Source organism: Rhodococcus sp. NPDC058505 (assembly GCF_042720095.1).
Classification (GTDB): domain Bacteria; phylum Actinomycetota; class Actinomycetes; order Mycobacteriales; family Mycobacteriaceae; genus Rhodococcus_G.
The window spans coordinates 339463-361190 of record NZ_JBHXNB010000001.1; the positions used below are offsets into that span (position 1 = coordinate 339463).

Genomic DNA, 21728 nt, shown 5'->3' on the forward strand with positions numbered 1-21728 from the left:
CGACCCCGTGCTGTATCGCGGGTTCGTGAGCCTGGTCAACCGTCTGCCCCTGCCGTCGCTTGCCGTTCAGAAGTGGATCGCGTTCGCGGTGATCGTCGCCCAGGGCGGCATCGCGGTCACCGGCTCCGTGGTGCGGGTGACGGCGTCCGGCCTCGGCTGCACCACCTGGCCGCAGTGCCATCCGGGCAGCTTCATCCCGACCGGTACCTCCACCGCGCCGTGGTTCCATCAGGCCGTCGAGTTCGGTAACCGGCTGCTGACGTTCGTCGTCGTTGCCGTGTCCGCGGCGGTGGTCATCGCGGTCACCCGCGCCGCCCGTCGCCGTGAGGTCCTCGTCTACGCCTGGCTGATGCCGGCGTCGACGGTGCTGCAGGCGGTGATCGGCGGCATCACCGTGCTGACCGGGCTGCTGTGGTGGACCGTCGCGATTCACCTGCTGGTGTCGATGGCGATGGTGTGGCTGGCGGTGATCCTGTACCACAAGATCGATCAGCCCGACGACGGTGTCGACACGGTGGTGCTGCCGAGGCAGTTGCGCTGGCTGACGGCGCTGTCCGGGGTCGCGTTGGCGGCCACCCTGGTTGCGGGCACGATGGTGACCGGTGCCGGGCCGCATGCCGGGGACAAGAATCCGGAACGGACCGTGGAGCGGCTCGACCTGGACATCACGAATCTGGTGCATCTGCATGCCGAGATGTTGGTCGCCTACCTGGCGCTGCTGGTCGGCCTCGGGTTCGCGCTGTACGCGGTCGCTGCGCGGGACGCGCTGAAGCTGCGCCTGAAGGTGGTGGTCGCGCTGGTCGCGCTGCAGGCGTGCATTGGGCTGGTCCAGTTCTGGACGCATGTGCCCGCCGCGCTGGTGTCGATCCATGTCGCGTTGGCCGGTGCCTGCACCGCCGCCACCGCGGCGCTGTACGCGGCGGGTCGGGTGCGGGAACCGGTGCGTGCGGGTGTCGGGGCGGCGACGGCGGGAGCGGTCGCGGACTGATCGGGTCCCACCGAATACGATCTGCGCAGCGTCACCTCCGATCATCCATCCGAAGGAGCCGGCATGCGTCTGCGCGACACCCCCACCGTCGAGGTCACCGAACGCCTCACCTGTAGCCCGGAGCGGGCCTGGGCCCTGGTCACCGACATCGAGTTGCCGACCCGCACCGACGGCGAACTGCAGCGGGTCGAGTGGCTGGACGGCGCGACCGGGGTCGCGGTGGGCGCCCGGTTCCGTGGGCACAACGCCAACACCGTGATGGGCGAGTGGCAGACCGAGTCGGAGGTCGTCGAGGTCGAGAACGGCAGGCGCTGGGTCTGGCGGGTCGGGGCGGCGGAGTCCCCGATCGCGCTCTGGGGTTTCGAGGTCGACGGCGGCGACAGCGGTGCCGTCGTCCGGCAGTGGGCGAAGGTCGGTACCGGCGCGTCCCCGCTGTCGGAGTTCATCGACCGGCATCCGGAGCAGGAGGCCGTGATCCTGGAGCATCGGATGTCGGTGTGGCGCGACGGCATGGCCGCCAACCTGGCCGCACTCACCCGGCTCGCCGACCGGTAGCTGTCCGGAACGCGACGGGCCGGCTCACCGCTGTCGGTGAGCCGGCCCGTCGTGTCGTGGTTCAGCCGAGGCCGTTGCGGGCCTTCGGGAATCGGGTCTGCTTCGCGACCCAGCCTGCCATCTTCTGCCAGTGCCCGACCCGCGGGGTGACGATGCTGGTCACCGAGCGCTCCCAACCGGAGGCGGTGACGCCGTCGACGCCCGCGACGACGGCCTTCGCGGTCGCGAGGTCGTCGACGACCTGGTCGCCGAGGACGCCGTCGGCGCCGACGAGGGTGATCCGCACCCCGTCGAGGCCGATCGGCTGGACGACGGCGGTCGCGGAACCACCGTGCTCGGCGACGAACTTGCGTACCGCGGTGACCGTGCGGGCCGGCGCGACGACGGACGGCGCTGCCGCGCCGGAATCCTGGGTGTCCACACTCATGCGCTCAGGATACGACAGGGCAGAATCGGGTTCATGCGCGCAATCACCGTCGCCGAGTTCGGCGGACCCGACGTCCTGACCCTGACCGACCAGCCCGACCCGGTTCCCGGCGCCGATGACGTCCTGGTCCGCACCGACGCGGTCGGCGTGAACTTCATCGACACCTACCGCCGCACCGGCGCCTATCCGATGAGCCTGCCGTACATCGCGGGCAGCGAGGGCACCGGTGTCGTCGAGGCGGTCGGCGCGAACGTCACCGATCTCGCGGCCGGGGACCGGGTGGCGTGGGCGGACGCGCCGTCGAGCTACGCCGAACTCGTCGTCGTACCCGCCGCGGCCGCGGTGCCGGTGCCTGCCGACGTTCCGGCCGGGCAGGCCGCGTCGGCGCTGCTGCAGGGGATGACCGCCCACTACCTGCTGCACTCGGTGTATCCGGCGCAGCCGGGCGAGACGATTCTGGTGCACGCGGGCGCCGGCGGGGTCGGGCAGATCCTGACGCAGCTCGCGGTCGCGCGTGGCATCCGGGTGATCACGACGGTATCGACGGGCGAGAAGGAGGCGCTGTCCCGGGAGTGCGGGGCGGCCGAGGTCCTGCGGTACGGCACCGACCTGGCCGAGCGGGTGCGGTCACTGACGGGCGGTGACGGGGTCGCTGCGGTGTACGACGGGGTCGGGGCCGACACCTTCGAGGCGAGCCTGGCGTCGCTGCGGGTCCGCGGCACCCTCGCGCTGTTCGGTGCGGCGAGCGGCCCGGTGCCGCCGTTCGACCTGCAGCGCCTGAACGCGGCAGGCTCGCTGTTCGTGACCCGCCCGACACTGGCGCACTACACCCGAACCAGGGAGGAGTTGCTGTGGCGGTCCGGTGACGTGTTCGCGGCGATCGCCGACGGCACGCTGACCATCCGGGTCGGCGGGACATATCGGCTCGCCGACGCCGCGCAGGCGCACCGGGATCTGCAGTCCCGCCGGACGACCGGGTCGATCGTCCTGCTTCCCTGACCGCGGGCGCGGGCGGTGCGGGGTCAGGAGAAGAACGTGGCGACGGTGTCCCAGCCGAGGACGGCATCGACGGACAACGCGCAGAACACGACCGCGAGGTAGTTGTTCGACTGCAGGAACAGGCGCAGCGGCTTGATCGGCTGCCCCTTCCGCACCCCCGAGTACAGCTGGTGCGCCATGAGCAGGAACCAGGCGCCTGCGACGAGCGCGACGGCGGCGTAGATGACGCCGGCGGCCGGAACGAGCACCAGGGTGGTCAGGACGGTCAACCAGGTGTAGACGAGGATCTGCTTGGTGACGCGCTCCTCGGTGGCGATCACCGGCAGCATCGGCACCCCGGCCGCCTTGTAGTCCTCCTTGTACCGCATTGCCAGCGCCCAGGTGTGCGGCGGCGTCCAGAAGAAGACGACGAGGAACAGGACGATCGGTTCCCAGCTCAGGCTGCCGGTGACGGCGGCCCAGCCGACCAGCGCGGGCATGCAGCCGGCGGCACCGCCCCAGATCACGTTCTGCCAGGTCCGCCGCTTGAGCACCATCGTGTAGACCAGCACGTAGAACGCGATGGTCAGCAGCACGAGGATGCCGGCGAGCAGGTTCGCCGCCCACCACAGCCAGCAGAACGACGCGGCGCCGAGCACCAGGCCGAACACCAGCGCGTGCGAGGTGGGGACCGCCATCCGGGCCAGCGGCCTGCGCGCGGTGCGCTTCATCACCTTGTCGATGTCGGCGTCGACGACACAGTTGAGGGTGTTGGCGCTGGCGGCGCCCATCCAGCCACCGAACAGGGTGGCGAGGATCAGCGGGAAGTCGACGGTGCCGCGATCCGCGAGGAGCATCGCCGGGATCGTCGCCACCAGAAGAAGTTCGATGACCCGTGGCTTGGTCAGCGCCAGGTAGGCGAGAACCTTCCCGGTGATCCGACCCCAGAGGGAGTCCGACCCGTTCCGGGGGGTGGCATCGGGGGCACCAGCGAGACCGTGTCCGCCACGCTCCACTATCCGCACCGTCACTCCTACTTCTCGGGCCCCGACGAGGGCCCGGTATCACGGTTCGCCCCACTGGCCTGGCGCCGTGCGACATCCGCTCCGGTGGTCCACGGTGCAGGGGCAGCCGCGGACGCGGCGCCACGGCCGGGGACCCGAGCACTACTACACCCGATGGTAGACGGCGGCGCGAACAGATCCGAACCGGGCACGGGTCGAACGACCCGAATCGGACGCCGCGGCGGCCAGCAGGCCCGCGACCACCGCCGCGGCGGACGCCGGATCGACCGGCGTGCACGCGCGCACTACCCTTGGGTCGGAACTACGCTGGAGTGTCGGAGCCGACGCCGGGTTCACCGCACCCGCCGTCCGTCCCGCCGTCACCGTGCCGATCACCCGATGTCAGGAGACTTGAAGCTCGTGTCGATCACAGACGAGATCCGCGTCCTCACCCAGCCGGTGCACCCCGGCGACTGGACCGACCTGGACACCAAGGCGGTCGACACCGTGCGTGTCCTCGCCGCCGACGCCGTGCAGAAGGTCGGCAACGGCCACCCCGGCACCGCGATGAGCCTCGCCCCGCTCGCCTACACGCTCTTCCAGCGCATCATGCGCCACGACCCCGCGGACGCGGAGTGGGTCGGCCGGGACCGCTTCGTCCTGTCCTGCGGGCATTCCAGCCTCACCCTTTACCTGCAGCTGTACCTGTCCGGGTACGGCCTCGAGCTGGCCGACCTGGAGGCGCTGCGCACCTGGGGGTCGCTGACGCCCGGTCACCCCGAGTACGGGCACACCACCGGCGTCGAGATCACCACCGGACCGCTCGGTCAGGGTCTCGCGTCGGCCGTCGGCATGGCGATGGCGGCGCGGCGCGAGCGCGGCCTGTTCGACCCCGACGCCGCCGCGGGCGCCAGCCCGTTCGACCATCACGTGTACGTGATCGCCTCCGACGGCGACCTGCAGGAGGGCGTCACCTCGGAGGCGTCGTCGATCGCGGGCGTGCAGCAGTTGGGCAACCTGATCGTTTTCTACGACGACAACGAGATCTCCATCGAGCACGACACCCACATCGCGTTCGGTGAGGACGTCGCCACGAGGTACGAGGCGTACGGCTGGCACGTGCAGCGGGTCGAGGGCGGCGAGAACGTCTCCGCGATGCTGGATGCGGTCGAGGCCGCGAAGGCGGTCACCGACCGGCCGTCGATCATCGTGCTGCGCACCATCATCGGGTACCCGGCGCCGACCAAGATGAACACCGGCGACGCGCACGGTGCCGCGCTCGGCGCCGAGGAGGTCGCCGGGGTGAAGAAGGCCCTCGGCTTCGACCCGGAGAAGAGCTTCGACGTCGACCCGGCCGCCCTGGCGCACGCGCGGGAGGTCCTCGACCGCGGCGCGGCCGCCCACGCCGCCTGGCAGGGCGAGTTCGACGCCTGGGCCGCCCGCGAGCCCGAGCGCAAGGCGCTGTTCGACCGCCTGGACGCCGGGGAGTTCCCGGAAGGCTGGACCGACGCGCTGCCCACCTGGGAGCCGGACGCTAAGGGCGCAGCCACCCGCAAGGCCTCGGGCAAGGTGCTCAATGCCCTCGGCCCGATCCTGCCGGAGCTGTGGGGTGGGTCCGCCGACCTCGCGGGCAGCAACAACACCACCATCGACGGCTCCGACTCGTTCGGTCCGACATCGATTTCCACGAAGGACTGGACCGCGCAGCCGTACGGCCGGACGCTGCACTTCGGCATCCGCGAGCACGCGATGGGGTCGATCCTCAACGGCATCGCGCTGCACGGTCCGACCCGCCCCTACGGCGGCACGTTCCTGGTGTTCAGCGACTACATGCGGCCAGCGGTCCGGCTCGCGGCGCTGATGGGCACCCCCGCCGTCTACGTGTGGACGCACGACTCGATCGGTCTCGGCGAGGATGGCCCGACGCACCAGCCGATCGAGCACCTCGCCGCACTGCGCGCCATCCCGAACATGTCGGTGCTGCGTCCCGGTGACGCCAACGAGACCGCGCAGGCCTGGCGGTACGCGCTTGAGCACACCACCGGGCCGACCGCGCTCGCCCTGACCCGTCAGGACATCCCGGTGCTCGAGGGCACGAAGGAGAAGGCAGCCGAGGGCGTCAAGCGGGGCGCGTACGTGCTTGAGGACTCCGCCACCGGAACTCCCGAGGTGATCCTGCTCGCGACCGGTTCCGAGCTGCACCTCGCCGTGGCGGCCCGCGCCGCCCTCGAGGCCGACGGCATCGGCACCCGGGTCGTGTCCGTCCCCTGCCTGGACTGGTTCCTCCAGCAGGACCAGGCGTACCGCGATGAGGTGCTGCCGCCCGCGACCCGCGCCAGGGTTTCCGTCGAGGCCGGGATCGCGATGCCGTGGTGGCGACTGCTCGGCGACGCGGGCGAGGCCGTGTCCATCGAGCACTTCGGCGCCTCCGCCGACCACAAGACCCTGTTCCGCGAGTTCGGGTTCACGGCCGAGAACGTGACGGCCGCGGCCCGCCGCGCAATCACCGCAGTGAAGGGCTGAATTGCCATGGCACAGAACGAGAATCTCGCCGCACTGTCGGCCGCCGGTGTCTCGGTGTGGCTCGACGACCTGTCCCGCAACCGACTCGAGACGGGCAACCTCGCGCAGCTGGTCGCGGAGAAGTCCGTGGTCGGCGTGACGACGAACCCGTCGATCTTCCAGGCCGCGCTCCAGGGCCCGGAGTACCACGCGCAGCTGCACGAGCTCGCCGGCCGCGGAGCGAACGTCGACGACACGGTCCGCGCGCTCACCACCGACGACGTCCGCAACGCCTGCGACCTGTTGGCGCCGCAGCACGAGGCGTCCGGCGGCGTCGACGGCCGGGTCTCGATCGAGGTCGATCCGCGGCTGGCCAACGACACGGACGGCACGGTTGCGCAGGCGATCGAGCTGTGGAAGATCGTGGATCGGCCGAACCTGCTGATCAAGATCCCGGCCACCCTCGCGGGCCTGCCCGCGATCACCCGGGTGATCGCGGAGGGTATCAGCGTGAACGTGACGCTGATCTTCTCCGTGGACCGGCACCGGGCGGTCATCGACGCCTACCTGGCAGGCCTCGAGGCGGCGAAGGCCGCCGGGCACGACCTGTCGACGATTCACTCGGTCGCGTCCTTCTTCGTCTCCCGTGTCGACACCGAGATCGACGCCCGGCTGGAGCAGATCGGCACCGACGCGGCGCTGGCGCTGCGCGGCAAGGCCGGCGTCGCCAACGCCCGGCTCGCGTACGCGGCCTACCAGGACGTCTTCGAGTCCGGCGACCGGTTTGCCGCGCTCGCGACGTCCGGTGCGCGGGTGCAGCGTCCGCTGTGGGCGTCGACGGGTGTGAAGAACCCCGACTACCCGGACACCCTGTACGTCACCGAACTGGTCGCCGCGAACACGGTCAACACGATGCCGGAGAAGACGCTCGACGCGGTCGCCGACCACGCCGTCGTCACCGGCGACACGATCTCCGGCACCGCGGCCGCCGCGCAGGACGTCTTCGACGCGGTCGCCGGGGTCGGGGTCGACCTGGGTGACGTCTTCGACAAGCTCGAGTCGGAGGGCGTCGACAAGTTCGAGGTCTCCTGGAACGAGCTCCTCGAGGCCACCGCCGCGTCCCTCACCGCGGCCTCGTAGATGGCGATGGGGAGCACGGGAGCCGCGCAGGAGTGGATCAATCCGCTGCGCGACGAGCGAGACAAGCGACTGCCGCGGATCGCGGGCCCGTGCTCCCTGGTGATCTTCGGGGTCACCGGCGACCTGGCGCGCAAGAAGCTGATGCCCGCCGTGTACGACCTGGCGAACCGGGGCCTGCTGCCGCCGGGGTTCGCGCTGGTCGGGTTCGCCCGCCGCGACTGGGCGAACGAGGACTTCGGCAAGGTCGTGCACGACGCGGTCCGCGAGCACGCCCGCACCGAGTTCCGTGAGGAGGTGTGGGACCGACTCTCCGAGGGAATCCGCTTCGTGCAGGGCAGCTTCGACGACGATGCCGCGTTCGCGGAGCTGACCCGGACCCTGACCGTGCTCGACGCCGAACGCGGCACCGGCGGCAATCACGCCTTCTACCTTGCGATCCCACCCGCGGCGTTCCCGACCGTGTGCGAGCAGCTGTCGCGGTCGGGGCTGGCGCAGCCGGTCGCGGACCAGTGGCGGCGGGTGGTGATCGAGAAGCCGTTCGGCCACGACCTGGACTCGGCGAAGGAGCTCAACGCCGTCGTCAACACGGTCTTTCCCGAGGATTCGGTGTTCCGCATCGACCACTACCTCGGGAAGGAGACGGTGCAGAACATCCTGGCGTTGCGGTTCGCGAACCAGCTGTTCGACCCGATCTGGAACGCCCACTACGTGGACCACGTGCAGATCACGATGGCCGAGGACATTGGTCTCGGTGGCCGGGCAGGCTACTACGACGGCATCGGCGCGGCCAGGGACGTCATCCAGAACCACCTGCTGCAGCTGCTCGCGTTCACCGCGATGGAGGAGCCGGTCAGCTTCGAACCCGCCGAACTGCAGGCGGAGAAGATCAAGGTGCTGTCCGCGACCCGGCTCGCCGAACCCCTCGACGAGACCACCGCCCGCGGTCAATACGCGGGCGGCTGGCAGGGCGGACGGAAGGTGGTCGGCCTGCTCGAGGAGGAGGGCTTCTCCCCCGAGTCGACGACCGAGACGTTCGCCGCGATCACCCTCGAGGTCGACACCCGCCGCTGGGCAGGCGTGCCGTTCTACCTGCGCACCGGTAAACGGCTCGGCCGCAGGGTCACCGAGATCGCCGTCGTGTTCAAGCGGGCACCGCACCTGCCGTTCGATGCCACCATGACCGAGGAACTCGGGCAGAACGCGCTGGTGATTCGGGTGCAGCCCGACGAGGGCGTCACGATGCGGTTCGGGTCCAAGGTGCCCGGCTCCTCGATGGAGGTCCGGGACGTCAACATGGACTTCAGCTACGGGCAGGCGTTCACCGAGTCGTCCCCCGAGGCGTACGAGCGGCTGATCCTGGACATGCTGCTCGGCGAGCCGTCCCTGTTCCCGGTCAACGCCGAGGTTGAACTGTCGTGGAAGATCCTCGACCCGGTGCTTGAGCACTGGGCGGCGAGCGGACAACCCGACCCGTACGAGGCGGGTACCTGGGGTCCGGAGTCGGCGCACGAGATGCTCCGCCGGACCGGACGCGAATGGCGGCGGCCGTGACGCCGCTCCTGATGGGAGAATTCCACTCGTGATCATCGACATCCCCGCAACAACGACCGGCGCCGTCAACAAGCGGCTCGTCGAGATCCGCGAGACCGGTGGCGCCGTCACGCTGGGGCGGGTGCTGACGCTGGTGGTGAGCACCGACGACGACGAGAACGCCGAGTCGGTCATCGAGGCCGCCAACGAGGCGAGCCGCGAACACCCGTGTCGCGTCATCGTGGTCACTCGCGGTGACCGGGACGGCGAGTCCCGGCTGGATGCGCAGATCCGGGTCGGCGGCGACGCCGGAGCCTCCGAGGTCGTGGTGCTGCGCCTGTACGGCGAGCTCGCCGGGCACGAGGACAGCGTCGTCATCCCGTTCCTGTTGCCGGACACCCCGGTCGTCGCGTGGTGGCCCGACAAGCCGCCCGCCGTTCCCGCACGTGATCCGCTGGGGCGGTTGGCCATTCGGCGGATCACCGACGCCACCGGCGCACCCGACCCGGCGACGACGATCAAGTCCCGCCTGCAGGCGTACACCGCGGGCGACACCGACCTGGCATGGGCGCGCGCCACCCCGTGGCGGGCGCTGTTGACGTCCGCCCTGGATCAGCCGCCGCACCAGCCACTGCTGTCGGCGACCGTGTCGGGGCTGCCCACCGAACCGGCGGTCGACCTGATCGCCGGGTGGCTCGCCAGCCGAATCGACGGCCCGGTGCGCCGACTGGCCGGGGACCTGCGGATCGAACTGCACCGCACCAGCGGAACGATCGCCCTGAGCAGGCCGCAGACCGGGAAGACGGCGACCCTCAGCCGGACCGGGGCACCGGACTCGCTGGTGTCCCTGGCGCGCAGGGAGACCCGGGACTGCCTCGCCGAGGATCTGCGCAGGCTGGATCCGGACGAGATCTACCATGCCGCGCTCGCCGGGCTCGCCCGCGTCGAGTTCGGGTAGGTCCTTCGACTCGAAAACGGTCCTCCCCCTGAGAGACCCCAGCGAATAGGGTGTTCGCCATGACTGACTCCGTGACCGTGCAGACGTACGACGATTCCGACGCCCTCACCTCGGCCGCCGCGCGCCGATTCGTCGAGGTGATCGTCGACGCTCAGGCCGCACGGGGGTCCGCGTCGGTCGTCCTCACCGGCGGCGGCAACGGGATCGGGCTGCTGCGCAAGCTGCGGGCGGACTCGGGTGCGATCGACTGGTCACGGGTCGACGTGTTCTGGGGCGACGAGCGTTTCGTCCCGCGCGGCCATCCGGACCGCAACGAGGTGCAAGCCCACGACGCGCTGCTCGACCACGTCCCCGTCGAGTCCGCGCGGCTGCACCCGATGCCGTACGGGGACGGCGCCTACGCGGGGGACCCGGACGCGGCCGCGCACGCATACGAGCATCTCCTCGCCGCCCACGCGGGCGGCGGACCGATCCCGGAGTTCGACGTGCACCTGCTCGGCATGGGCGGTGAGGGACACGTCAACTCGCTGTTCCCCGACACCGATGCGGTCCGGGAAGCGGACCGCTTCGTCGTCGGTGTCACCGACTCCCCCAAGCCGCCCGCCGAGCGGGTCACCCTCACCCTGCCCGCGGTGCGCCGGTCGCGGCGGGTGTGGCTGCTGGTCGCCGGCGCGGACAAGGCGGACGCGGTCGCCGCCGCGATCGCGGGTGCGGATACCGTCGACATCCCCGCCGCGGGTGCGCTCGGGGCCGAGGAGACCGTCTGGTTCCTTGACCGGGCGGCGGCCGCGAACCTGCCTGCCTGAGGAGTTCACTCCCGGGTCGGCTCCTCGTCCGCGGCAATCGGATTCGTCTCGCGCGGCGCCGCATCCGCCCGGATGCCACGGAGCAGCGAACGGCTGCGCGGCGCGCTCCGCGCGTATGCGGATGCACGGACGCCCGTGCGCCAGTCCCGCGTTCGAGTGCACTGCTCCATGGTGGTCCCCGCCCCGTGTCGTTTCCTGGATCGACGCTGCTGCTACCTGAATTGACGCGGGCACCACCGCCTCGGTTCCGACTCCCCCTGATCAGACGCCGGTTCAGCGGCCGGGTACCCGGGGATTCGGATCACCCGGCGGCGGCATCATCCGGGTCCGGGCCGGGGCGCGGCGGTACAGGTCTGCGGTATCGGCGATGATTGCCGGGGATTCCACAGCAGTGGCACACATCGGAGGTAGCGAATGACGAGCGTGGCGGCGCGCGAGACCGGTTCTCGTGACGTATCGACGGGCCACCGGTGGGTGGTGGTCGACACCGAGACCTCCGGCATGCATGCGGCGTCGCATCGGGTCCTCAGCGTGGCGGCCGTGGTGTTGCGTGAGGACGGATCCGTCGAACGGGAATTCTCCACGCTGCTGAATCCGGGCGTCGATCCGGGAGCCGTCGACATCCACGGTCTCACCGCAGGCAGGCTGGCGGGGGCGCCCCAGTTCGGCGAGATCGCCGCCGAGCTCGCCGAACTCCTGGCCGGCCGGACGATGGTCGCGCACAATGCGTCGTTCGACTACGGGTTCCTGGACGCGGAGTTCCAGCGCGCCGGGGTGCGCACACCGATCGAGAATCGGTTGTGCACGCTCGCGTTGTCGCGGCGACTCGAACTCGACGTCCCCAATCATCAGCTGGCCACCCTGGCGGACTACTGGCGAGTGCCCCAGTTCCACGCACACGATGCCCTCGACGACGCCCGCGTTCTCACCGAGGTGTTCACGCGCAGCGTGTCATTGGCGGAAGCGCTGCAGTTGCCCCTCCCCGTCGTCGCGTGTGCGGGGCGACGCGTGGCGATGCGTCCGGAGCAGGTGCAGCGGGTGCCGTCCGGGTACCGGAATCCGGGTCGGTTCGACCCGGCGGTCGGTCTCGTCCAGGGCATGAGGATCGTCGTCAGCGGACCGACTCGTGCACCGCGGCCCGCGATCGCCGCCGCCCTGTCCGGGGCCGGGTTCGACGTGATGAACTCGGTGAGCCGCCACACCAGCGTCGTCGTCTGCGACGATCCGCAGTCGCCGCACGCCAAGGTGAGACGGGCTGCCGCGGAGGGCATCCCGATCATCTCCGAGGCGCAGCTGGACGGGCTCCTGACCAGGGTCGTCCCGGGTCAGCCGAAGGCGACGCGGGCCGCGGTCGCCCCACCGGGCAACCAGGTCGAGGTGGTGCATCCCGCGCCAGCACCGGCGGCCTCCCGTGCCGGTGCTGCATGGCGGGGTCGCCGGATCCTGCTGATGGGCGGAACACACCTGGAGTGCGTGATGATGCGGTCTCGCATCATCCAACTCGGTGCCCGCCCGTCCCTCAACCTCACCGCCGCCGTCACCGACGTGCTGGTGTTGTCGGGCGGCGGCGCCGATCGGCGGATGCCGCGGGTCGAGGCACGCGGACTGCCGGTGATTCGGGAGTCCGACGTGACCGACGGGATCACCTCCGGGTTCGTCCCGCCGCACATGCGGCACGAGTCGCGGGTGTCCGCGCCGATCCTGCTGCGCGGGCAGACGGTTGACCTGCCCGCGACACCGACGGTGTGGTCCGTCAACGTGTCGTGGCGGGCGGAGAGCGTCGGCGACGAGTTCGACGTCGACGTCGTCGCCTTCCTGCTCGGCGACGACCGGCGGGTGGACTCGGATCAGGACTTCGTGTTCTACAACAATCCCACCGACGGGGACGACGCGGTCGTGCTCTCCATCGACGGCGGCAGCGAGCAGTGCGTCCGGGTCGACCTCGCGGCGCTGCCCGACGACTGCCACCGCGTCGTGATCGCCGCGGCGATCGAGGGTGGCCGCACCTTCGGTGATCTTGGCGCGGTCGCGGTCAGCGTCGACGGCCCGGACCACACCTTCGCGACGTTCGTGCTGGACGCGGGCACCGTCGAGCGGACCATGATCCTCACCGAGATCTACCGGCGGCACGGCGCCTGGCGGATTCGTGCCGTCGGCCAGGGCCACGACGACGATCTGGCGGCGATGGCCACCGGCTACGGCCTCGAGGTCGAGGACGACTGAGCTCCCCCGCCCCGGACCGGCCTACCGTCTCGTGGTGCGGGCGAGGACGTCGACGACCCGGCCGGTGTCGGCGGGGGCGCGGTCGGCGGTGAACGTCCAGGGGGTCGAGGTCCAGGGGTCGCGCCAGTCGTCGGCGCCCGCCACGGGCAGGGCGTAGCTGCCGCGCGGCAGGTCGGGGTGGATCCGTTCGACCGCGGCGAGATCGTCGGTGACGAGGACGGTGACCACCCCCAGCGCCGGGCCGTGTTCGGCGAGGAACGCGATGGCCGGTAGCCGCCTCGGGTCGTATCCGTACGGGAAGTGGTCGAGCACAATCAACCGCGGCTGCGGCGGGGCGCCGTGCGGGGTGCCGCGGTCCAGGAGCGCGAGTTCGGCTGCCGCCGCGGTGGTGTCGAGGTAGGGGCCGATGTCATCGGCCCGGGTGATCGTGACTCCCCCGCGGTGGGCGAATCCGTCGGTGAGCGGGCGGAGCCCACCGGACAGGTCGACGACGTCAAGGACGATGTTCGGGTCGGCGGCCAGGATCCGCAGGACGGCGGCGGCGGTGACGGACGCGGTCGCCGGGGTGTCGGCGCCGACGATGCGCAGCGGCCGCCGCAGCGGAAACGGCAGGCAGACCGGGACCCGGAGCGGTCCGCACTCGGGCGCGGACAGATCACCGATCCGGATCCCGTCGGCCGGACCGGGTTCCGGGGTGCCCGCGGTCCAGGCGGGCGCGTCCCAGTCGGCGAACGACCGCGGCAACAGCGGGCCGATCGTGCGCAGTTCGGTGTCCAGGTGCCCGGTGTCGCCGCGGTAGCGAGCGTCGGCGTCGGCGACGACGGTGTCGTGGCGGCGGCGGGCCTGGTCGCGGATGCCCGCGGTGTGGGCGCTGTTGCGGGTGGCCGGGTCGGCGACCGCGTCGGTCAGTTCCCGGTCGAGACGGTCTTCGGCGAAGCGGCGGGCGGCGATCAGTGCACCGGCGCTGCGGGCCGCGTCCTCGAAGATCATGGTGAATCGTTCGATGATGTGGTTCGGGTCGAGTGGTTCGATCGGCCCGTACTCGCCGGTGGCGGGCGCTGGGGCCGGCGGGGCGGGTTCGGGTTCGGTGTCCCCGCGGTCGACGTCGACACCGTGGTGAGTGATCAGGCCAGCGAGCCCGTCCGCGTAGCCCTGGCCGACGGCCCGGACCTTCCACTTCCCGCCGCGCCGGTACAGCTCCCAGCAGATCACCGCGGTTTCGGCGGACCGGCAATCGATGTCGCAGCCGGCGACCGGTGTCCCCGCCGGGTCGGTGAGGACGGCGGTGACGGTGGTGACGACGGCCCCGGCTCCGGCGAGGGGGTCGACGCTGGCGATGCACAGCACCGCGTTGGCGTCGGGGTGGACAGCGTCGAGGTCGACCTCGACGCTGCCCTCCCCCATCCGGACACCGCGGGTGTGCGGCTGGTTGTAGAACACGAAGTCCTCGGACGACAGTGCCTGCAGGCCAGCGTCGGTGACCAACGCGGACACGTCGAGTGCGATGTCACCGGTGGCGGTGAACCGCAGTGTCGTGGTCGGCAGCACGGAGTTCTGCCCGCGGGTCAGCTGCACCGTCGTTCCTCCTCGGTCGGGTGTGCTCAGTTCCGGGTGAACGGCACCAGGTGCGGTGCGGCCTCACCGGCATGCCTGGCCTGGATGCCGTCACCGATCGCCTGCAGCTTCCAGCCGTCGGGGCCGCGGAACACCTTGGCCATCACCATGCCGGTGAACGGCATGCCGCCGTGCAGGGTGTAGCGGGCGAGTTCGCTGCTGGTGGTGGCGTCGACGAGCCGGCAGAACGCGTTCTGCACCTGCGCGAACGTCTGCCCCTTGTAGGAGGTGACGATGAACAGGACGGTGGTGACGTACGGGGGGATGCGGGTGAGGTCGACGTTGATCACCTCGTCGTCGCCGTCCCCGGCGCCGGTGAGGTTGTCGCCCTGGTGGTGGATCGAACCGTCCTTCGAGCGGAGCTGCCCGTAGTAGCAGACGTCGACGATCTGGTCGTCGGCGAACAGGACGGCGGAGGCATCCAGGTCGATGTCGACGGCGCGGCTGCCGAACATGCCGCGCTTCTCCACCGGATCCCAGCCGAGACCCATCTTCACCATCGTCAGCGCGACACCACCGTCCTTGCGCAGGTTCACCTTCTGCCCCTTGGCGAGGCTGACGGGACGCCCCTTGGTCAGGTTGACCTCGGCGGGCGCCGCCGCGGGGGCGGGTGCGGGCTGCGGTGCGGGCGCCGGGGGCGGGGTCGGTGCGGGTGCGGGTGCGTCGTCGACGGTGATGCCGTGGTCGGTGACCAGGGCCGCGAACCCACCGGCGTATCCCTGCCCGACCGCCCGCACCTTCCAGGTGTCCTGGCGGCGGTAGATCTCGAGGGCGATGACGACGGACTCGCTGGACAGCCCGTCGATGCAGTACTCGAACAGCGGAGCCCCGGACGCGTCGGCGACGTGCGCGGTCGGCGCCGGGAACTGGCCGAACGAGGAACCCGAATCGTCCAGTGTGATGATCGCGCGGACCTTATCGATGTCGCCGGGGATCTGACCGGTGGTGATCCGCAGGTTCGTCCCGGCGGCGCCGCTCACCAGTTGCACACCGGGGCCGGTGGGCTGGTTGAAGAAGACGAAATCCGCGTCGGTGCGGACCTTCCCGGATTCGGTGAGCAGCAGCGCGGACACGTCGGCCTGCGTCGACAGGGCGACGGAGACGACGATCGTGTCGGTCTGCAGGGGCGCGTTCTGGCCTTTGGTCAGCTGGTGGGTCACGTCGACTTCCTTTGCGGGAGCAGTGCTTCGGTGGGGGCGGTGTGGTGGTGGAACCAGGTGAGGATCTCCTCGCCTGCGGCGATACCGCTGGCCGCGGTGACGGCGACGTCCGGGTGCTGCCAGCCGGTGTCCTCGAGTTCGCCGTGGCGGGGGCGGATCGCGGCGTCGGCGTGTTCGAGGAGGTCGATGTCCAGGACACCGTCACCGGCGGCGAGGACCCGGCTGCCCGCGTGCAGTGCGCCGTCGGCGACGAGGCGGTCGTGGACATCGCGCAGGGCGGCGCTCTTGGTGACCGCGTTCGGCATCGTGTAGATCTTGCGGCCCTGCTGGGAGACGTTCCAGCCGCGCGGCGCGCACCACGCCCGCCAGGCGGCGACGAAGTCGTCGGGTTGGGCGGCGGTGTCGACGACGAGGTAGCAGAACAGGTCGTCGGCGGTCCGCAGGCTGCGCACCCAGCCGTCGTCGATGCGGGTGCGCAGTGCGTCGACGACCGCGGTGACCGGCGGGCCTGCGGCGGCGACGATCCGGTCGATCCGTTGCCGCCACACCGGGTCCGGGTGGCCGTCGACGAGGACGGCGCCGCCGTTGCTGGTGACCGCGTACGGGTACGGGCCGCCAGGCAGGTCGATCCGCCGGTACTGGGCGGGGGTCCGGGTGGTGGTGGGCACGACCACCGTGCGCGCGGTCAGGTCGGCGAGAAGGGTGTGGGCGGCGGCGGTCATGTACGACAGCGGCGCGTCGTCGTAGATCTCCACGCACACCGGCGCGGTCGCCGCGAACTGGTCGGCCCCGGCGGCGGCGCGGGAGTAGATCATGGTGCGGTCGAGGTCGGTGGCCACCAGCGACGAACGTGCGGTCACGGCTGCTCCTTGATCAAGCCCATGCACGAGTACGCGAGGTCGGGCACCACCTCGACGGGGACGTCGCGGGCGGCGGCGAGCATCCGGATGTGGGCGTGTTCGGGGGCGTCGGCGTCGCGGACGAGGACCTTCCACGGGATGCGGCGCAGCAGGACGCGGGTGGTTTCCCCGACACCGGGTTTGACGAAGTTCACCGAGCCGATGCCGTACTCGGCACGGACCGCGTCCACCGACGCCCATCCCGTCCACGATGGTGTCCGGTCCCCCGCGGCGATCGCACCGGCGGCTGTGACGGCCGCAGGGTGGGCGGCGTCGAACTCGGCGGTGACGGTGTCCAGCAGGCGGTTCGACACGTCCTGGCCGGTGAGGTCGCGGTAGAACTTGGCGCCGTGAAATTCGCCGGGCCCGATGTGCCGGTCGCTCAGGACGGTGCGCGACACCAGTCCGGAGACGGTGGAGTTCAGGCAGGCGGACGCGATGAGGAAGTCGTCGCGGGTGCCGTAGGTGCGCACGCAGTGGCCGGGGTCTGCGAGGACCGCGAGGTCGTCCGACAGGCGCGGACCCCCGGCGGCGGCGTAGGCGTCCAGTGCGGCGGTGAGTTCGCGGGTGATGGCACCCTTGCCGGTCCAGCCGTCGACGAACACCACCGAGTCGGGGTCGTGGCGGCCGGTGATGTGGTCGAGGGCGACGGTGTCGATGCCGCGGCCCCGGACGATCGAGACCGCGTAGTGCGGCCACGACACCTGATGGAATCGCGTGGCCCAGCGGCGGATCAGGACGCCGACGGGGGTACCGGCCCGCGCCAGCGACACCAGGGTCAGGTTCGGTCCGCGTTCGGCGACGAGGAGTTCGGTGACGGTGCCGACGGCGTGCGCGAGACGCGCCGCGGAGTCGGCAAGGGCGGTGTCGAACAGGTCCCGGTAGGCGGCGTCGGGCTGGTATTCGACGGGCAGGGACTCGGCGTAGTGCGCGGTCCCCGCCTGGATGGCCCGCTCGCGTTCGGCGAGGTCGGCCTCGAGGTCGAGGGCGGAGAGGTCCTTGAGCAGCCAGGCGACCTCGTCGGCGGCGTAGGAGCCGAAGCCGGGTCCGGTCAACGGCGGCGGCGCGACAGGGATGGTGGTCATGGGCGGTTCCTCGCTGCGGTGAGGGCGTGGTGGTCGGTGGCCGGGACGACAGCGACGACGACGTCGTGGCTGGCGGCGGTGAGGACGTCGAGAAGCCCACCGGGAGAGCGCAGCTCGGCGGTGTCGGCGGGGGTGTCGATCACGATCAGCAGCTGCGCATCCGGCCCCGGGCCGGGCCAGGTCGCGTTGTACAGGTAGCGGCGGGCGTCGGGATCCGGTTCCGGGGCGTGGAACTCGAAGCCGCGGCGCAGCGGATAGCCGGGATCGTCGTGGACGTAGGCCGGGGATCGGGTGGTGGTCTGGTAGCGGACGGCGAACCCGGCGTCCGCGAGGTGTTCGGCGATCCGCAGCGGCAGGTACATCAGCTCCTCGTGCCCGATCACGATCACCGGGCGTGCCGGGTCCAGGTGCGGTACGAGCGTGTCCGTGGCCGCCGCGACGGCGGCGGTGAACGCGTCGGCGTCGGCGTCGAGGATGCCGTAGCGGCCGCCGTCGGGCAGGTCCGCCGGCCAGCCGACCGGCACGACCACCGTGTCCCCCGCCGGGTCGCCTGCCGGGTTGAGAACGGGCGGGGCGAGGGCGGTGACCCGATCGGTGAGCCCGTCCGGGAGTTCGGTGCGACCGGCGGCGAGCGCGACGTGGTCGATCCGCACGCCCAGTTCGGCGGCGGCCACGTCGATCGCCGCCCGGTGGTGGGGTTCGCTCATGTCGACCAGCGACGCGATCACGTACCGGTCGCGGGCCGCGATCCGGTGCAGGGCCCGGATCGCGTCGACGGCGGTGGCGCCGGTGGAGATCTCGTCATCGACGAGGACCAGCGGCGCATCACCGGTGAACAGGTCCGGGGAGGTCGGCTGCAGCAGATGCGAGGTGGCGTGCGAATGCCCCTCCTCGAACCCGCCCAGGACCGGGACGCCCGGAGTGCGGCGGCGGGTCGAGTGCAGGTAGCAGGCGGCACCCATCCGGGCGGCGACCGCATGCCCGAGACCGGTCGCGGTTTCCGCGAATCCGAGGACGACCGCTGCCGAAGCGTCGCCACCGAGAACGGTGACCACCCGATCGGCGAGGGCGTCCGCGGCCGCGCGCACCCGCGCCGGGTCGGTCGGCACGTGCTTGCCGAGGACGGTGGACACCAGCAGGTGCGCGCGCCGCGGGTTGCGGCGCAGTCCGGGCCGCACGAGATCGGTGACCCGCCACCGGGAATCGGTGTCGGTGTCGCTGTCGTGGAGGGCGAGGCCGAACTGTGCGGTCGCCCACGCCGGTGCGATGCCGGTGGCCGTGGTGGTGGTCATCGGGCCGCCAGGGCGGTCAGCAGGTCCACGAAGGTCACTCCCGGGTTGGTCACGCCGAACACCGACGCGCGCAGCGCAACCCGCTGTGCCCAATCCCGGTGCGGTTTGAGTTCGTTCATCTTGTTGCCGTATCCCGATGCGAGGACCCCGCCGGTGTCGCCGCCGAGGATGTCGACCGCGTCGTGGTACTCCTCGGCGGTGACCGCGGCCAGCGCGTGCACCGGCGCGATGTGCGAGGGGTGGATGACGGTCTTGCCCTGGATGCCGTTGGCGTGGTCGAGGGCGATCTCCCGGAGCAGGCCGTCGAGGTCGCGGCTGACGAGTTGCTGGCGGAACCGCACCGCGTCGTGCTCCGCGAACGGGGTTTCCCGCAGTTGCGGCCGGAACATGCGTTCGTGGTCGGCGAAGTACTCCCACACCGGGCCGGTGATCACGAACCCGGTGCCGTCCGTGCGGCCGAGATAGTTGACGATGCTGGCGATCACATCGGAGACGACGCGCACGTCGTAGATCGTCAGGTCGCGGTCGCGCCGGATCCCGAACAGTGCGCACATGTCGGTGGCCCCGACCCGCACCGCGAGCACCCGCTCCCGATGCTCGGTGAGCAGCGCGGCGATCGTCTGCAGTTCGGTGTCCCTGGCCTCCCGGTACGCCAGCACCGGGGATTCGAGGACCGGCATCACGTACAGGTGTTTGCCGAGGGTCTCCGACGCCTCCCGCACCGCGTTCAGGGTGCCGGCTCCGGTGGCGGCGGTGAACTTCGGGATCACGAACCCGGTCAGTGCCTCGACTCCGGCGCCGAGCGCCGCGGTGACGGCGCGGATCTCGGTGGCGGTGCGGACCCGAACGAAGAGCAGCATCCCGCGGGCCGGGGTGGCGGCGAGGGCGTCGAGTGCGGCGACCGCGCCGGCGAGGGCGGCGTCGACCTGGTCGTCGGCGACCGCGTCCTCGAGGTCGATGACCATCGACATCACCCCCTCGGCGCACCGGCGAATGATGGTGTCGGCCAGGTCCGGTCGGTTCCCCGGCACGTACAGGGTGGCACCGAGGGCGACGGCCAACCGTTCCCGGGTGTCGGTGTCGGTGAACGGGGTCGGCTGGCGCAGGAACAGCTGGTCCCGGGTCAGCGGGTCCAGGTGGTGAAAGTGGTGCAACGCCTGCCCAATCCGAAGATCGGGGGTGTCAAGGTGGCGGGTCATCCGCGTCCTCTCATGCGGTCGACGACCCCGACGATGAAGCGCTCGATCGCCTCGAGGTCGGTCGTGTAGGTCCAGTAGTCGGGATGCACCCCGTCGAGTGCGGCACACGCGCGGTCGATGCGGTCGACCTGGGCGTCGAGGACCGACCCCCATTCGCCGACGAGGTCGCGTTGCATCGCCAGCTGTTGCGCGTCCCGCAATCGGAACCGCACCGTGTCCGCCGTCCGGGCGGGGTTCGCGCGGACCTCGCGCAGGGACCGCAGCCGGTCGGTGACCGCATCCACGGCGGCGTCGGCCTCCCGCAGGTGGTCACGCGCCGACGCGCAGTGCGCCAGCGCGGCTTCGGGCCGGCCAGCGGCGATCTCGCCGCGGGCGGCCGCCACCTCCTGCTCGGCGGCGGCCGCCGCGGATGCGGCGATCCGGTCGTTGTCGACCAGGTCGTTCGAGCAGGCGGCACTGAACTCGCGCAGCAACGCCGACCGGGCAGGCCCCAGCTGGTCGGCGCGGGTCGCGACCGCACTGATCCGGGTCGCGATCGACCGGACAGCATTCTGCGCCTCGGCGCCGCGGCCCGGGGCCGCCGCGAGTAGCGCGTGCACGGCTGCGGCCGCGTCGGTCACCGCGGCCGCGGCGTCCCGTTCGTCGGCGCTGTTGGTGACCGCGTCGAGTGTGCGGACCTGCCCCGCCAGCACGTCGACGGCGGCGATCACCGACGGGTACTGCAGGAACGGCAGGTTCTCCGTGCGGTCGAGCGCGGTGACGGCAGCATTCGCGTCGGCGCGTGCCTGCTGTGATGCGTTGGCTGCGAGCTGCTGCACCGCGCGGGCCCGGCCGAGCGCGTCGCTGAACCTGTCCCGGAACCGGATCATCTCGGCACACACCCGGTCCAGGGAGCGAGTGCACTCCTGGTACACCGACGCGGCCTGGTACGGCGAATCGGGCTCCGATCGCTGCAACTGGAGGTAGGTCGCGGTCGCCGCGGAATGCTGTTCCCTGATCGGTGCCCACTGCTGCGTCGCCTGGCCCGTCGGGTCGGTTGCACGGGCCGCCGCGACACCGCTTTCGATGTCGGTGATCAGCTGATCGGACTGCAGGAATGCCGTCGTCATCGCGCTGTAGGCGTCGGCGGCGGCGGGGTCGTCGCCCGAGTCGCCTGCGAAGAGTCGACGCATGAATGTCCTGGCCACGGTCCGCTGCTATCGGCGCTGGTTCGGGGCGGCCCGGAGTGCCCGCATGGTTGCGATCCTGGTCGTGTTGGCGCCGCGAGTCGGGGTGATCACGAGGTGAACGGATCCTTTCAAGGGAAGGCCGTGCCCGGTGTGGGCGGGCGGTCCTCAGACACGCCTGCCCACACCCTGGCCGGGCTGC

Annotated in this window: 18 protein-coding genes; 9 read left to right on the plus strand and 9 right to left on the minus strand. The window is 71.2% G+C overall.

Going from position 1 to position 21728, the window contains the following annotated elements; genetic code table 11:
• The first annotated feature begins 7 nt into the window (after positions 1-7).
• Together ACFWPA_RS01500 and ACFWPA_RS01505 are read left to right on the plus strand one after the other, a co-directional pair.
• Positions 8-988: a heme A synthase gene (locus ACFWPA_RS01500; protein ID WP_378506338.1), complete on the plus strand. Its 981-nt coding sequence runs from the start codon at positions 8-10 to the stop codon at positions 986-988.
• Positions 989-1051: 63 nt separating this feature from the next.
• Positions 1052-1543, plus strand: a complete 492-nt coding sequence (locus tag ACFWPA_RS01505) for an SRPBCC family protein (protein ID WP_378506337.1) — start codon at positions 1052-1054, stop codon at positions 1541-1543.
• A 61-nt stretch (positions 1544-1604) separates the two neighbouring features.
• Here the strand turns inward: ACFWPA_RS01505 and ACFWPA_RS01510 are convergent, their stop codons facing one another.
• On the minus strand, positions 1605-1970 hold the full coding sequence (locus tag ACFWPA_RS01510; RefSeq protein WP_378506336.1) for a hypothetical protein: 366 nt from the start codon (positions 1968-1970) through the stop codon (positions 1605-1607).
• A gap of 33 nt (positions 1971-2003) precedes the next feature.
• On the opposite strand from ACFWPA_RS01510, the gene ACFWPA_RS01515 reads away from it, so the two are divergent.
• Positions 2004-2969: a quinone oxidoreductase family protein gene (locus ACFWPA_RS01515; RefSeq protein ID WP_378506335.1), complete on the plus strand. Its 966-nt coding sequence runs from the start codon at positions 2004-2006 to the stop codon at positions 2967-2969.
• A 23-nt stretch (positions 2970-2992) separates the two neighbouring features.
• On the opposite strand, the gene ACFWPA_RS01520 is transcribed toward ACFWPA_RS01515, so the two are convergent.
• Entirely contained in the window at positions 2993-3973 is a 981-nt protein-coding gene (locus ACFWPA_RS01520; protein ID WP_378506334.1) for a heme o synthase, read from the minus strand.
• 399 nt (positions 3974-4372) lie between these two features.
• On the opposite strand from ACFWPA_RS01520, the gene tkt reads away from it, so the two are divergent.
• From tkt to ACFWPA_RS01550, 6 genes are all read left to right on the plus strand, one after another.
• Positions 4373-6475: a transketolase gene (gene tkt, locus ACFWPA_RS01525; RefSeq protein ID WP_378506333.1), complete on the plus strand. Its 2103-nt coding sequence runs from the start codon at positions 4373-4375 to the stop codon at positions 6473-6475.
• Positions 6476-6481: 6 nt separating this feature from the next.
• A complete protein-coding gene (tal, locus tag ACFWPA_RS01530; RefSeq protein WP_378506332.1) occupies positions 6482-7594 on the plus strand; it encodes a transaldolase in 1113 nt (370 codons plus the stop codon).
• A gap of 6 nt (positions 7595-7600) precedes the next feature.
• The gene (gene zwf / locus ACFWPA_RS01535; RefSeq protein ID WP_378506331.1) at positions 7601-9145 is read left to right on the plus strand and encodes a glucose-6-phosphate dehydrogenase; all 1545 of its coding nucleotides are present in this window, start codon (positions 7601-7603) and stop codon (positions 9143-9145) included.
• Positions 9146-9173: 28 nt separating this feature from the next.
• Entirely contained in the window at positions 9174-10082 is a 909-nt protein-coding gene (gene opcA, locus ACFWPA_RS01540) for a glucose-6-phosphate dehydrogenase assembly protein OpcA (protein ID WP_378506330.1), read from the plus strand.
• Between the two features lie 59 nt (positions 10083-10141).
• The gene (pgl, locus tag ACFWPA_RS01545; RefSeq protein ID WP_378506329.1) at positions 10142-10888 is read left to right on the plus strand and encodes a 6-phosphogluconolactonase; all 747 of its coding nucleotides are present in this window, start codon (positions 10142-10144) and stop codon (positions 10886-10888) included.
• Between the two features lie 414 nt (positions 10889-11302).
• Positions 11303-13111: a TerD family protein gene (locus ACFWPA_RS01550; RefSeq protein ID WP_378506328.1), complete on the plus strand. Its 1809-nt coding sequence runs from the start codon at positions 11303-11305 to the stop codon at positions 13109-13111.
• 21 nt (positions 13112-13132) lie between these two features.
• Here the strand turns inward: ACFWPA_RS01550 and ACFWPA_RS01555 are convergent, their stop codons facing one another.
• Genes ACFWPA_RS01555 through ACFWPA_RS01585 form a run of 7 tightly spaced genes read right to left on the minus strand, consistent with a single transcriptional unit; the run spans position 13133 to position 21532 of the window.
• Entirely contained in the window at positions 13133-14686 is a 1554-nt protein-coding gene (locus ACFWPA_RS01555; RefSeq protein WP_378506327.1) for a TerD family protein, read from the minus strand.
• Positions 14687-14712: 26 nt separating this feature from the next.
• Positions 14713-15885 (minus strand): TerD family protein, encoded by a 1173-nt coding sequence (locus ACFWPA_RS01560; RefSeq protein WP_378506326.1) that lies wholly within the window; start codon positions 15883-15885, stop codon positions 14713-14715.
• Complete coding sequence (locus ACFWPA_RS01565; RefSeq protein ID WP_378506405.1) at positions 15882-16700, minus strand: HAD family hydrolase; 819 nt, start codon at positions 16698-16700, stop codon at positions 15882-15884. Before ACFWPA_RS01565 ends, ACFWPA_RS01560 begins: the two co-directional genes overlap by 4 nt.
• A gap of 41 nt (positions 16701-16741) precedes the next feature.
• On the minus strand, positions 16742-17869 hold the full coding sequence (locus ACFWPA_RS01570) for a cysteine protease StiP family protein (protein ID WP_378506325.1): 1128 nt from the start codon (positions 17867-17869) through the stop codon (positions 16742-16744).
• On the minus strand, positions 17866-19161 hold the full coding sequence (locus ACFWPA_RS01575) for a phosphoribosyltransferase family protein (protein ID WP_378569509.1): 1296 nt from the start codon (positions 19159-19161) through the stop codon (positions 17866-17868). Before ACFWPA_RS01575 ends, ACFWPA_RS01570 begins: the two co-directional genes overlap by 4 nt.
• Positions 19158-20360, minus strand: a complete 1203-nt coding sequence (locus ACFWPA_RS01580; RefSeq protein WP_378506323.1) for an HpcH/HpaI aldolase/citrate lyase family protein — start codon at positions 20358-20360, stop codon at positions 19158-19160. The genes ACFWPA_RS01575 and ACFWPA_RS01580 overlap by 4 nt, the downstream gene beginning before the upstream one ends.
• Positions 20357-21532 (minus strand): hypothetical protein, encoded by a 1176-nt coding sequence (locus ACFWPA_RS01585; RefSeq protein WP_378506322.1) that lies wholly within the window; start codon positions 21530-21532, stop codon positions 20357-20359. The genes ACFWPA_RS01580 and ACFWPA_RS01585 overlap by 4 nt, the downstream gene beginning before the upstream one ends.
• Between the last annotated feature and the right edge of the window lie 196 nt (positions 21533-21728).